Below are 12,322 nucleotides of genomic sequence, written 5' to 3'. Positions count from 1 at the left end.
CGACAGGAAGACGGATCGTGATCGGACCGTACCGGCCGCGGTAAAGATCAAGTCCTTTCGGGCACCTCGGTGGACCCGGTCGGACAACCGGTGGCTACCGTGCGACGTCTCGGGAGCCAGGAGGTTCTCCTGTTGTGGGGAGAGCCGGGCGCGAAGGGGGCCGACGTGACGAACGTTCTCTCGAATCCGTCGTTCGACGACGCGACGCGACGCGAGCACCTGTACTCCGGCGACGTGATGGTCTACGGCGCGACGCCGGCGACCCTCGCGCTCGTCCAGTTCACCCGGGAGCTGGTGGAGGAGGCGTTCGCGGGGCGCGACCCGCAGGTGGCGCAGTACGAGATGGAGGTGCGGGACTTCGCGACGCTGCTCGCGGACCTCAAGCCCCGCTTCATCCACCACCCGCGGTGCAAGGAGCTGCTGCCGGCCATCCTCGAGGAGCGGGGCTGCGACCTGGAGCGCACGTACTTCGACGTTCCCCGGCTGCGCACCTCGACCTCGGACGACTACCTGACGACGGGCATCGCGTTCGCGTTCCACCCGCACCGCGACACCTGGTACTCGGCGCCGATGTGCCAGACCAACTGGTGGATGCCGGTCTACCCGGTGACCTCGGACAACGTCATGGCCTTCCACCCGAAGTACATGACGCAGGGCGTCCGCAACGGGTCCCGCCGCTACGACTACGACGAGTGGAACCGCACGAGCCGGTTCAGCGCCGCGACGCAGATCGGCAAGGACACCCGCGACCAGCCCACGCCCGAGGAGCCGGTCGAGCTCGACCCGCAGGTGCGTGTGGTCCCCGAGGTCGGCGGGATGATGGTGTTCTCCGGCAACCAGCTGCACTCGTCGGTGCCGAACACCTCCGGGCGCACCCGGTTCTCGATCGACTTCCGCGTGGTCGACATCGACGACGTCGAGGCGCACCGCGGTTCGCGCAACGTGGACTCGGAGTGCTCCGGGACCTCGCTGCGCGACTTCCGGCGGTGCTCGGACCTCGCCCCGATGCCCGAGGAGCTCGCCGCGCAGTACGACGGGCGGGCGGTCGTCGGGGTGTAGGTCGCCCGGGTCCCGCGGCGCTCAGCGCCGCCGCGGGGCCGCGTGCGTCCGGAGCGCCGGCGCGACCGGGCGGCCGCGGAGCAGGCCCTCGGTCGACCCGTGCTCGATCGCCTTGCGGTAGGTCGGCACCGCGTCGGCCACGGCCTGGATCGTCCGGTCCACGTCGTCGTCGGTGTGCGCCGCGGAGATGACGAAGGACTGGCCGAGCACGCCGCCGCGCAGGAGGTCGGCGAGGAAGAGCGTGCGGAACTCCTGCGAGGGCAGGCCGTCCGGGCCCCGGGTGAGGAACACGAGGCAGTTCGGGTGCCCCGCGACGAGCAGGTGGTCCTGCATGCCCTCGGCCTCGATCGCGGCGTTCGCGCCCGCGGCGAGCCGCTCGCCCGCGCGGCGCATCGCGCCGACCGGGTCCTCGGTGCGGTAGACCTCCGCCACCGCGCGGAACGCGGTGAGCCCGACCGTCTCCGGGCCGTTCGTGGTGGAGAGCAGGAACACCCGGCCCTCGTCCGTCGCGAGACCGCCGAGCTCCATCAGCTCCCGCTTCCCGGCCAGGGCGGCGATCGGGAACCCGTTGCCCATCGCCTTGCCCCACGTGGACAGGTCGGGCACGACGCCGTACACCTCCTGCGCGCCACCGGCCGCCCAGCGGAACCCGGTGATCATCTCGTCGAAGACGAGGACCGTGCCGTGCGCGGTGCACAGGTCCCGGACCGCCTGCAGGAACCCCGGCGCCGGGGCGACCATGCCGGTGGCGGCCTCCAGGAACACCGCGGCGATGCGGCCCGGGTGGGCGGCGAAGAGGGCGCGCAGCGAGTCGAGGTCGTTGAAGCCGAAGCGCAGGGTCGCGTCCCGCGTGGCAGCGGGGATGCCCGCGTGCATGCCGGTGGTGCCGATGAACCAGTCGTCGACCGAGAAGAAGGGCTGGTCGGCCACCGCGACCAGGTCGCGCCCGGTCGCGGCGCGCGCGAGGCGCAGCGCCGCGGTGGTGGCGTCGGAGCCGTTCTTGGCGAACTTGACCATGTCCGCGCCGGACACGGTGGTGAGGAAGTCCTCCGCGGCCGCGACCTCGAGGGTCGAGGGGCGGGTGAAGCTGACCCCGCGGGAGAGGACGTCGCGGACCGCGTCGACGACCGGGGCGTAGCCGTGCCCGAGCGTCACCGCCCGCAGGCCCATGCCGTACTCGACGAACTCGTTGCCGTCCGCGTCCCACACCCGCGCGCCGTGGCCGTGGTCGATGACCGGCGCCATGCCCTCGGGGTACTGGTCGTCGCCGCGGGCGTAGGTGTGCGCGCCGCCGGGGACCATCGCGTGCAGTCGGTCCGCCAGGGCGGTCGACCGGCTGAAGTCGGGGGCGGGTCGCTCCACGGAGCACCTCCAGGTCGCAGGGCAGCGGACCACGTCGTCGGCTACGTTCGGTGGTCGCGTCGGGACGGCCGGACGTCATCGTCCGCTACCGGATCGGCGGGGGCGGCACCGGGGTGACGAGAGAATATGCACCACTCGTCCGGTTCGTCCCAAAAAATCGCTCCGTGACGTCCCGGCTACGCGTCCCGTACGGGGTGGAACGGCCGGGGCGGGCATCGGTGACGCCGGAGTCCGACGACCGCCAGATGTACGCTGCGTCACGTCCGGCCGCCGTCGGAGCCGGACGGATCGACCGTCCCGGGCGCGGCTGGCCTGATCGGTGCGTGTCGGCGACGGCGCCCGGTCGCGGGTGCCGGCGCCCGTGCGGCCGGAGGGCGTACCCGCCGGCGGGACCGTGATCCCCCGACCGTGATGGCCCGGACGGCGGCTCCAAGATGGTGCACATGGCGGATCGGAGTTCCTGCGGTACGACGAACGACCGTGGTCTCTCGGAGGACGGCGGCTCGGCGGCAGCCCTTCCCGGGCGTCGTGTCGTCGCCCTCCGCACCACCGTGCGGCGCCCGTCCGAGCCGGTGCCCGCGTGGGCCGGCGGCGGCGCCGCGACGGGGGCGTGGAGCCCGGCGGACGTCCCGGCGGCCGAGGCTCCCGTCGTGGAGCCCCTCGTCCCGTTCGGCGCGGCCCTGCCGTTCGAGCCGGACCCGGAGGCCGCGGCGTTCCTCAACGCCCCCCGGCGCCCGCTCGCCTTCTACGTGGCGCCCTTCGGGACCCCGCCGTTCGGGAACCCGCCCTCCGCGTCCGCCCCGCGGGCGGCGGCCGGCGGGGCGGAGTGGGGCCCGGCCTACCCCGCGGGGGCCTGACACCGTCGTCGTGCCGGGTCGTGCCCGCGCGGGCATGATCCGGCGGTGACCTCCCTCGCGGGCCTGGTCGACCGGTTCACCGCCTCGATGCGGTCGAGCGGCCCCTACCGCGCCCCCGACGAGGCCGAGCAGGCCCGTGCCGACGAGCTCGCCGCGGCGATCTGTTCCGGAGGCCCGCTCCCGTCGATCGCCGCCGCCCTCGGCTTCCTGACGACGAGGGTCGACGGCCGGGACGCGTGGGTGTCGGACCCGCGCAGCGACCGCTCGTGGGGCCTCGTCGTGCTCCCGCCGTCGACGCCGACGCTGGTCGTGGAGGTGCCGCACCCGGCCTCGGACCTGCGCACCGAGCAGATCGGCGTCGGGATCGTCGAGCGGCTCGACGGGGCGCTCTACCTGCAGGCCGGCGCGCACCGGCACGCGGGCGCCCCGGCCGGTGCGCGGCGGCGCGCGGACTGCCCGGCCGACGTCGCGCACCGACCCGACTCGGTCTTCGCCCGCCTCGTCGCCGGGCTCGTGGCCCGCGGCGGTCTGCCCCAGGTGCAGCTCCACGGCTTCGCGGACCGGCCGGGGCTCGACGCCGTCGTGTCGTCCGGCGCCGCGCCCGGGTCGGCGCTGCTCGAGGCGACGGTGGCGGGTCTGGCGGCGGGTGGGGAACGGGTGCGCCGCGGCGGGGACGTCGGGTGCGAGGACCTCTCCGGCACCCGGAACGTGCAGGGCCGGCTCGCGGCCCGCCACGGGACGGTGTTCGTCCACCTGGAGCTGTCGCGTTCGGTGCGGCGCTCGGCCCGTCGTCGGGAACTCGTGGCGGAGGCGGTGGCCGGGGCCGTGCGGTCGGCCACCTAGTGTGGGCGGCCATGGGCAACCGGCTCCTCGTGCTCGGCTGGCACAACATCGACCCGACGCCCGGGTTCCCCGACCCGCCCGGCGTGGGCCGGCTCGGGTTCGCGAAGCAGCTGCGCATGCTCTCCCGGTTCGCCACCGTGCTGCCGCTGCAGACCGCGCTGGGGCTGATCGAGGCCGGCGAGCCGCTGCCCGCGCGCGCCGTGGTCCTCACCTTCGACGACGGGTACCGCGACAACCTCGAGCTCGGCGTGCCGATGCTGGAGCGCCACGGGCTGCCGGCGACGTTCTTCCTGGTGCCGGGCTTCCTCTCGGGCACCGTCGGGGCGTGGTGGGAGGACCTGTCGGCCGCGTTCGACCGGGCGCGCGCCGCGACGCTGGAGTTCGGCGGCACGGTGTACCCGCTGTCGACGCCGGCCGAGCGCGAGACCGCGCACGCCGCCGTGCGGGCGTCGCTGAAGACGCTCGACCACGCCGCCCGGGTCGCCGAGGTCGCCCGCGTGTCGGAGCTGCTGGCACCTGCGGACTCGTCGGTCGGCGAGGGTCTGTTCATGGACTGGTCGGGCGCGAAGTCGCTGCTCGCGGCCGGGCACGAGATCGGCTCGCACACCGTGTCGCACGCGATCCTGGAGCGGGAGACCGAGCCGGGGCAGCGCGTCGAGATGGGCGAGTCGCGGGCGGCCCTCGAGGCGGGACTCGGGATCACGGTGGACACGCTGGCCTTCCCCAACGGCTCCCGCGCGGACTACTCGGACGTGACCACCCGCGTGGCGCGCGACCTCGGGTACCGGTGCGCGATCACGACGACGGCCGGGCTCGCCTCGAACGGGGACTCGCCCTACGAGATGCGCCGCGTCGTCGTCACGCCCACGACCGACCTCGCCAGCGTCGCCGAGAAGGGCTGGCGCAAGGCGAAGGGTCTGGTGGGTCGTCGCCTGTCGTCCCTGACGTCCCGCTCCTCCTGAGCCCTCCCCCCTGAGCCCTCCCCGCCAGTGCAAGCATTGCGTCACTGCTTGCATCCAGTGCCAGAGAATCCGGCTCCGTCGATCGCCGGATTCACGGCCGACCCGCGTGGTCCGGCTCCCACGTGACGTCGGCGTGGGGCAGAGCCGCGGCCACCCGTCGGGCATCGACGACGTCGCGGTACAGCCCGTCGGGGTCCCGGCGCACGCGATTCGGTCGGATGCCGATCACGTGGAGGCCCGCGGAGCGGTAGGCGCGGTGCTGACGTTCGGTCTCGACGACCTGGTCCGGCGTCGTGAAGTGGTGCTCGGTGGAGTCGACCTGCGCCACGAGGCCGATCTCGTCGTCGAAGGCGTCGGCGATGCCGAGGAGTCGTCCTCCGCGGTCCACCACCCGGACGTTCCACCGCATCGACCCGAGCTCGGGGTGCTCCGCCCACCACGCCCGGACGTCGAACTCGGCGGGTGAGCGGACACCCGCGTCGATCGCCCCCAGGACCTCGCGGGGTGTGCCCGAGCCACGCCGGGACCCGGCGTCGAGTTCGGCCCGCAGGGTCTCGCGCGGGACCATGCGACGCTGGACCGCTTCGGTCAGGATCGCTGCGATCGCTCCGTCGTCCCGGATCCGGCGCACGGCGTCGAGGACGCAGCGATCGAGGGGCGCCACGGGGAGTCCGTCGCGCAGAACCGATTTCGGGAGGCGCTTCGTCCGCTCGACGCGGATGCCGCGCACGCTGCGCACCTGGCGGTGTGCCGCGATCAGGACGTGCACCTCGTCGGCGAGCTCACCGCGACGGAGGCCGTGCATCCGGGCGCCGTCGAGCCCGGTGACCATGGCGTCGGACCCGGCGTGGAGCAGGGCCGCGACCAGACGCTGCCGACGGCTCGGTGGCCCGTTCCCCAACAGGACCGTGGCGGGCGCGAGGAGCTGCCAGGGTCCGTCCTTCCGGCATCGCCGGTAGATCGTGCACTCCGGAACGCCCAGTTCCATGAGCGCGACCACGGCGATGACGTCGTCGTCCGCCGCCTGCCGCAGGCGTTCGAGGTCCTTGGCCCATTCTCCGCGTCTCATGGCGGCAGCGTGGGCCGGGAGGGCCCGCGGATGGGAACGCGCGCGGCCGGCCTGTGGATGACTGGAGTGTCGAGGGCCGGCTGTGGATGGCCTGGAGTAGGACGACGACGGCGGGTGGACCAGAGAAATGGTCCACCCGCCGTCGTCGTGGCGTCCTACCCTGACGACCTCACGGTGCCGGATTTGCTATCACTGGGTGCAAGCAGTGACGCATTGCTTGCACCGAGAGGTGCACTGTCAGCGGCGGATGCGGAAGATGCCCCACGACAGCTGACCGCTCCTGCCCCCGTTGACCCAGTTCCGGAGGCCGGTCTTCATGTTCGAGATGTACTCGTCGGAGATCTTCCCGGCGAACGCCTTCTCGGCCTTCTCCAGCTCCGCCAGCACGCGCCCGTAGTGGGTCGTGAGCTGGTCGGTGTGGTCGTCGAAGGAGCAGTCGTTCAGACCGTGCTTCGCGAACTCGGCGCGGTAGAACCCGGGCGAGCCGAGGCTGTCCAGGTGCAGGCGCGCCAGGATCGGCGTGAGTGCGGAGACGTCGGCGCCGTCGGCGGCCATCGGGTCGGTGAACACGACCTGCCCGTTCGGGACGAGCACGCGCGCGATCTCGGCGACGACGGTCGAGCGCTCGCCGGAGTGCAGGAACGCGTCCTGCGACCACACGAGGTCGTAGGCGTTGTCCTGGATCGGCATGTTCTCGAAGCTGCCGTCGACGACGTCGACGAGGTGGTCGAGACCCTGCTCGCGGGTCTTCTCCCGGTTCCGCTCGTTCTCGACCTCGGACAGGTTCAGGCACGTCACCCGGCAGCCGTAGGTGCGGGCCAGGTGCCGGGCCGCGCCGCCGTAGCCGGCGCCCATGTCGAGGATCCGGGTCTCGGCGGTGATGCCGGCCGTCTCCGCCATCCGCTCCACAGTGCGGGCCGAGGCCGGCGCGATGGCCTCGTCGGGGCTCGCGTAGAGCCCCACGTGGATGTCCTCGCCGCCCCACACCTCGTGGTAGAAGGTGTCGGCGTCCTCTGAGTTGTAGTAGTCGCGCGCGGTGTGGACCGCGCTCGAGTACGACTCGGTCAGCTCGTCGTCGGTACGGTACGTCTTCTCGGCCACGTGAATCCAGAAGTCCGGGGTGTCCTGTCCGTAGGTGTCCTGGAAGTCGCCATAGGTGTCGATCTTCTGGAACCCGACCTCGCGCATGAGCCGCCGCACGTACTCCTTGCGCAGCGGGAACATGTTCAGGTGGTACACGGACCCGTCGTCGTGGAACGTGTACCGGAACCGGGCCAGGCCCTCGTCCAGGTACTCCGGCTCCGCCGTGACCGTGTCACCGCTGTAGTAGTACTTGTGCTTCGAGGAGAAGCCCTCGTCCAGGATCGCGTCGTAGTTGCGCTGGTCGAGGATGAGCACGCCGTCGTGCGAGAGCATCGCGTAGAACTCGGCGAGCGCCTTGCGGCGGTCACGCTCGGAGAACAGGTGCGTGAACGAGTTGCCGAGGCAGATGATCGCGTCGTACTCGCCGTGCACGTCGCGGTTGAGCCAGCGCCAGTCGGCCTGGACCACGCGCAGCACGTGACCGCGGTCGCGGCCGTTGGCGAACGCCTTGGCGAGCATCTCCGCGCTGCCGTCGGCCGACACCGTCTCGAAGCCCGCCTCGAGCAGCTGCACCGAGTTGAAGCCGGTCCCGGTCGCCACGTCCAGGACCTTCTCGACGCCCCGTGCGCGGAGCTGGTCGATGAAGAACGAGCCCTCGCTGGCGGCCCGTCCCTCCCAGCCGATGTAGTCGTCCCACTTGTCGACGAATCCCTTGATGTACTCGTCCTGGTAGTGGTTGGTGTCGCGCATCTCGTTCGGGTTGTCGCCGAACTCCTGGTGCACCTCGGCCTCGGTGTACTCCTCGAGGCCAGCCGCGGTGTCGGGGCTCCGGTCTGCGGCTGTCGTCATGCGGTGGTCCTCCGGACGTCGATATTCGTCTCGCTTCCAACGGGGCCTTCCGGAGAGGAGACGCTAGAGCGGTCCGACCACGATGGACACCGAAGATCGCCACGCTCGGTGACGGAAACGATCAAGTGAACCGGTCAGGAATGAGGTGCGCTGGTCCGATCAGCCCTGTTGGGACGCGCCGTCCGCCGTGCGACGGGGAGGTTGCCGTGACGTGAAGAGATACCGGTCACGTTAGTCGCGCAGCCCGATCGGGCAGAGGACGTGCTTCACGCCGACGGTTCGACGATGACCTTCCGGTTCGTCGAGGCCGGGCCGGGGAGCTGCTTGCCGTCCGGGCCGACGTCGTTGACGTAGCCGGGGAACTGGCTCCCCACACCCTTCGTCGTGATCTGGTCCGCCGAGGCGCCCAGGGACACCAGGAGCCCCTTCACCGCCTCCGCGCGCCGCGTGGACAGGTCCACCTGCGACGCGGTGCTCCCGGCGCGGGCGGTGGTGCCGGTCAGCGCGATGCGGCGGGTGGGCGCCTGCTTGAGGAAGTCGGCGAACGGCCCCAGCACGCCCCGGGCGGCGTTCTCGTCGCGGAAGTCCGCGGTGTCGGGCTGGAACCCCACCGACCCGTCGTCGGGCAGGGCGGTGGCCTTCCCGGGGGTGATGGTCGGGGGCGGCGGCAGGTCGACCACGGAGACCGGCGGGACGTCCGACGGGGCGTCCCCCGACCGGGGCTCGTCGACGACCGCGACGCAGGACGCGCCCCCGGCCTCGGCGATGCCCTTCCACAGCGCCACCAACGAGGCGCGCTGGGAGGTGTCCAGCGGCCCCTGGGGCGCCGCGACGTCCCCGATCCCGGCCAGGATCACCGTGGCGCCGTTCAGGGCGGGCAGGGCCTTGGCGTCCCGCAGCGAGGCGACGACGTCGGCGACCGGCGCGTCGAGGAGGCCCTCGGTGCGGAAGTCGAGGGGGGCCACGGTGGAGAGCCCGGAGTCGACGAGCACGACCGTCCCCGGCCGAGAGCCCTGCACCGAGCGGCCCGCGAGCGTCAGCGCGCCGAGCGTGTCCGCCTCGGGGGTCTGCGCCCGCAGCGTCGGGATCGCGTTGCCGAGGCCGGAGAGGAAGGCGTTCTGGTCGTCCTGCGCGGCGATCGCGTTGCCGGCGTCGGTGCGGTAGGTGTCGCTGCCCGCCACCGTCGGGCGGCCGTCGACGTTCACCACCGTGAACTTCGGCTGCACCTTCTGGTCCGAGGCGCCCGCGACGACGGAGATCGCCGCCTGCTGCACCGCGCCCGGCAGGCTCGGCTCGGGCTCGTTGGCCCGGCCGCCGATCGCGATCGCCATCGGCCCCACGGGCACCGGGCAGGACAGCGGGGCGCCCCCGCCGCCGGAGCCGAACCCGCCTCCGGAGTCCCCGGAGGAGCACGCCCCGAGGACGAGGGCGGCGGTGGTGGCGACGGCCAGCGCGGACAGGCGCCGGAGGATCACGAAGGGTCTCCGTTCTGGGCACGGTGGTGGCCGTTGGTGCCGCGGTGGCCGTTGGTCCCGGTGGCGGGGTGCCGGCCGTTCACGGCGGCCGGTGCGGGCGCGCGGTGCGGGGGCGGGTCCCGGCGGACCGGCGGCCGCGCCTCGCGGCCGGGCTCGAGGGCGCGGGCCGGGGTGAACAGCGGGTACGGGGCGGAGTTGGTGAGGCCGTCGGTGATCGACGGGTTCTGCATCTTCGACGCCATGAGGTTGCGGGCGTAGTTCTGCAGCTCCAGCATCTCGGCCGCCACCTGCTGGCGGGCGGCGACCCAGCGCTGCTCCTCGCGGTCGCGCTCGTTCTGCTGCTGGCGCAGCGCCTCGCGGGAGCGCTCCAGCTCGGCGCGGCTGGCCCGCTCGGCGGCGGTGGCCTCCTCGAGACGGCGCTCGGCGCGGCGCAGCGCGCCCGCGACCGGGTTGAACGACACGAACGTCGCCACCATCGCCGCGACGCCGCTGGCGAGGAAGAGCGCGCCGAACAACAGGGCCGGCAGCACGGCCGAGGAGTCCAGGGCCGTCGACGAGCTCGACCCGAACCCGCCGCCGGACCCGAAGCCGCCCCCGGAGCCGAACCCGGACCCCCCGGAGCCGAACCCCGATCCCGACGACGAGCCGAACGGGTTCGACGACGTCGAGGACGGCGTGAGCAGCCGGGTGACGAAGGAGGCGACGCCCAGCACGAGCCAGGTGCCGAAGGCGGCGAGGGTGAGCAGCAGCGACGCGCGCGGGTCCCCGCAGCGCCGCCGGGCCAGGCCCTGCCCGACGAGGTGCGCGAGGCCGACCGAGGCGGCCGCGAACCCGACCGTGCCGATCACGATGAGGAAGGTCGACCCGCGGAAGACGCGGGCGAGCACGACGTAGAAGGCGGCGATGTCCCCGCCGATGGCCAGCACGATGATGCCGAGCGCGAGGTAGTCCTCGCGGGAGCGGTCGATCAGCATCGTGGAGTCGCGGTAGGACCCCACGGTGTCGGGCCGCGGCCCCCGGCGCAACGAGAACCGGGAGCGCCCGCCGCGGTCCGGCGAGGTGGTGGTCATCGGGTCTCCTGCTCGGTGACGGCGTCGTCGGACCGGGGGTCGTCCACGGGGTCGGGGACGGGACCGCCGGCGGCGCGGCGGCCGGGCCCGGTGCGCACCCGCAGCGGGCCGGTGAGGGCGTCGTCGCCGGGCGGGCGCCGGACGCTCAGCGCCTGGCGGGCGGCGCGCGGGCCGCGGGCGGCGCTGCGGCGCGGGTCGTCGGCCACGGTGTCGTCGTCCTCCGCGACGCCGGGGCGTCCGGCCGGCGTGCGCGGGTTCTCCATGAGCCGGTCGCGGGCGTCGGCGTAGTCGCGGCGGGCGATGTCGAGGGCGCGCCGGTCGCGCTCGTGGTTCGCCTCGGCGTCGGCGAGCTGCTGGCGGGCGCCGCCGACCAGCCGGTCGATCACGGCGTGGTGGTCGGCGTGCTCGGAGTCGATGCGCGCCAGCCAGCCCGACGCCCAGGAGGCGATCAGCGGGTCGAGCGCGGCGCCGGTGCCCTCGTCGACCGCGTTCGGCAGCAGGTCGTTGACCAGCGAGCGGACGCGCCCGCGGGCCGCCGCGACGTCGGGGGAGGCCTGGTTCGGGTAGGGCATGGGGCCCACCCGGTCCTCGGCGTAGACCTGGGAGAACCGCTTCTCCTCCGGCGTGCCGGGCGCCCGCAGCCCCGGGCGCGCCGGGGTGTCGGGGGCGCCGGTCACCCGGTGCGCCGGGGTCCGGTCGGCCGGGCCCGACGGGTCGGTGCGGTCCGCGCGCCGCCGCCGCAACCACTGGAACATCAGGACTCCTCGTGAGCGTGGTCGGACGGGACGGCCGCTCCGGCCTCGGCCTCGAACACCCACCCGGGGATGCGGGGGTGCTGGGCCACGAGCCAGGGCCCGATGGCGTCCCCGCGGGGGTGGTGGCGCACGAGGTGGCGCTCGTAGGCCGAGATCCGGGCCATCGCCTGCGCGTGCAGGCGGCGGACCCGGGTCGCGCCGACGATCTCGCGGGCGCGGATGGCGGCGTGGACGCGGGCGAGCTCCTCCCGCGCCGCGGACCCGGTCCGCCGCAGGCGGGTGATCTCCTCGACCATCGGGCGCCGCAGCGCCTCGTACTCCCGCGCGCGGCGGGCGCGCACCACGTCGTCGGCGGTGAGGGACTCGCCGCCGCGGCGCAGGCCGAGCTGGTCGCGGTCGAGCAGCGCGGGCCAGGACGCGACGCGCTCCTCGGCCCGCTCCGCCGCCTCCGCGGTCTCGACGATCCGGACGCGCAGCGCGGCCTCGGTCTCGAGCAGCGGGGCGAGCTCGACGTCGAGCCGGAGTCGTTCGCGGTGGCTGCGCGCGAGGAAGTCCTGGGCGAGCTCCTCGAGCGCGGGCGTCCCGGACGCGCCGGACGGGACCCCGGCGCGGCCGTCGGCGCGGGCGCGGCGCCAGTCCGCGAGGCGGGCCGCCACCGTGTGGACCGGCATACCGGTGGACCCGTCGGGCGGGGGGATCGACGGCGACGACGCCGGGGGAGCCGGGGCGGGAGCGACGGGACGCGGCTCGACCGGGGGACGCGGGGCCGGCGCGCCGATCACCGGTGTCCCGGCGGCGGGCGTGCCCGGCTCGGGTCGGCGGTCCCCGCCCGGCCCCACGTGACGCGGTGGGGGCGGCGCCGACCGGCTCATGGGGCCTCCTGCTCGCGGTCTCACCGGAGCGTCACCGGGAGCCGTTCGGTGCCGGACGGCCTCCTC

General features: G+C 74.0%; 11 protein-coding genes. 4 read left to right on the top strand and 7 right to left on the bottom strand.

What is annotated here, in order from left to right; translation table 11 throughout:
* Nucleotides 1-165: 165 nt before the first annotated feature.
* Nucleotides 166-1,059 carry a phytanoyl-CoA dioxygenase family protein gene (locus tag ACQPYX_RS26290; RefSeq protein WP_433800241.1) on the top strand — a complete coding sequence of 298 codons (894 nt, stop codon included), beginning with the start codon at nt 166-168 and terminating at the stop codon, nt 1,057-1,059.
* 21 nt (nt 1,060-1,080) lie between these two features.
* Here the strand turns inward: ACQPYX_RS26290 and ACQPYX_RS26285 are convergent, their stop codons facing one another.
* Nucleotides 1,081-2,421, bottom strand: coding sequence for a glutamate-1-semialdehyde 2,1-aminomutase (locus ACQPYX_RS26285; protein WP_433800239.1), 1,341 nt, complete (start codon nt 2,419-2,421; stop codon nt 1,081-1,083).
* Nucleotides 2,422-2,864: 443 nt separating this feature from the next.
* Between ACQPYX_RS26285 and ACQPYX_RS26280 the strand changes: the two genes are divergently transcribed.
* From ACQPYX_RS26280 to ACQPYX_RS26270, 3 genes are read left to right on the top strand one after another with little or no spacing between them, the layout of a single operon-like run.
* Nucleotides 2,865-3,278 (top strand): hypothetical protein, encoded by a 414-nt coding sequence (locus tag ACQPYX_RS26280; protein WP_433800238.1) that lies wholly within the window; start codon nt 2,865-2,867, stop codon nt 3,276-3,278.
* A 45-nt stretch (nt 3,279-3,323) separates the two neighbouring features.
* A complete protein-coding gene (locus ACQPYX_RS26275; RefSeq protein WP_433800237.1) occupies nt 3,324-4,121 on the top strand; it encodes a hypothetical protein in 798 nt (265 codons plus the stop codon).
* 11 nt (nt 4,122-4,132) lie between these two features.
* The gene (locus ACQPYX_RS26270; protein WP_433800236.1) at nt 4,133-5,083 is read left to right on the top strand and encodes a polysaccharide deacetylase family protein; all 951 of its coding nucleotides are present in this window, start codon (nt 4,133-4,135) and stop codon (nt 5,081-5,083) included.
* Between the two features lie 91 nt (nt 5,084-5,174).
* Here the strand turns inward: ACQPYX_RS26270 and ACQPYX_RS26265 are convergent, their stop codons facing one another.
* From ACQPYX_RS26265 to ACQPYX_RS26240, 6 genes are all read right to left on the bottom strand, one after another.
* Entirely contained in the window at nt 5,175-6,152 is a 978-nt protein-coding gene (locus tag ACQPYX_RS26265; protein WP_433800235.1) for a hypothetical protein, read from the bottom strand.
* 237 nt (nt 6,153-6,389) lie between these two features.
* Nucleotides 6,390-8,084 carry a methyltransferase domain-containing protein gene (locus ACQPYX_RS26260; protein WP_433800234.1) on the bottom strand — a complete coding sequence of 565 codons (1,695 nt, stop codon included), beginning with the start codon at nt 8,082-8,084 and terminating at the stop codon, nt 6,390-6,392.
* Between the two features lie 266 nt (nt 8,085-8,350).
* The gene (locus tag ACQPYX_RS26255; RefSeq protein WP_433800233.1) at nt 8,351-9,559 is read right to left on the bottom strand and encodes an OmpA family protein; all 1,209 of its coding nucleotides are present in this window, start codon (nt 9,557-9,559) and stop codon (nt 8,351-8,353) included.
* Entirely contained in the window at nt 9,556-10,629 is a 1,074-nt protein-coding gene (locus ACQPYX_RS26250; RefSeq protein WP_433800232.1) for a hypothetical protein, read from the bottom strand. Before ACQPYX_RS26250 ends, ACQPYX_RS26255 begins: the two co-directional genes overlap by 4 nt.
* A complete protein-coding gene (locus tag ACQPYX_RS26245) occupies nt 10,626-11,384 on the bottom strand; it encodes a hypothetical protein (RefSeq protein ID WP_433800231.1) in 759 nt (252 codons plus the stop codon). Before ACQPYX_RS26245 ends, ACQPYX_RS26250 begins: the two co-directional genes overlap by 4 nt.
* Complete coding sequence (locus ACQPYX_RS26240; RefSeq protein ID WP_433800230.1) at nt 11,384-12,256, bottom strand: hypothetical protein; 873 nt, start codon at nt 12,254-12,256, stop codon at nt 11,384-11,386. The genes ACQPYX_RS26245 and ACQPYX_RS26240 overlap by 1 nt, the downstream gene beginning before the upstream one ends.
* Between the last annotated feature and the right edge of the window lie 66 nt (nt 12,257-12,322).

Source organism: Actinomycetospora sp. CA-084318 (genome assembly GCF_050955885.1).
GTDB lineage: Bacteria > Actinomycetota > Actinomycetes > Mycobacteriales > Pseudonocardiaceae > Actinomycetospora.
Note: the sequence above shows the minus strand (reverse complement) of the source record. Positions and strands in the feature narration are given on the sequence as shown.

Excerpts from the sequence above, each read along its gene's own strand:
- ACQPYX_RS26240 (WP_433800230.1), bottom strand. The coding sequence starts at position 12,256 with ATGAGCCGGTCGGCGCCGCCCCCACCGCGTCACGTGGGGCCGGGCGGG.
- ACQPYX_RS26250 (WP_433800232.1), bottom strand. The coding sequence starts at position 10,629 with ATGACCACCACCTCGCCGGACCGCGGCGGGCGCTCCCGGTTCTCGTTG.
- ACQPYX_RS26270 (WP_433800236.1), top strand. The coding sequence starts at position 4,133 with ATGGGCAACCGGCTCCTCGTGCTCGGCTGGCACAACATCGACCCGACG.
- ACQPYX_RS26245 (WP_433800231.1), bottom strand. The coding sequence starts at position 11,384 with ATGTTCCAGTGGTTGCGGCGGCGGCGCGCGGACCGCACCGACCCGTCG.
- ACQPYX_RS26280 (WP_433800238.1), top strand. The coding sequence starts at position 2,865 with ATGGCGGATCGGAGTTCCTGCGGTACGACGAACGACCGTGGTCTCTCG.
- ACQPYX_RS26265 (WP_433800235.1), bottom strand. The coding sequence starts at position 6,152 with ATGAGACGCGGAGAATGGGCCAAGGACCTCGAACGCCTGCGGCAGGCG.
- ACQPYX_RS26260 (WP_433800234.1), bottom strand. The coding sequence starts at position 8,084 with ATGACGACAGCCGCAGACCGGAGCCCCGACACCGCGGCTGGCCTCGAG.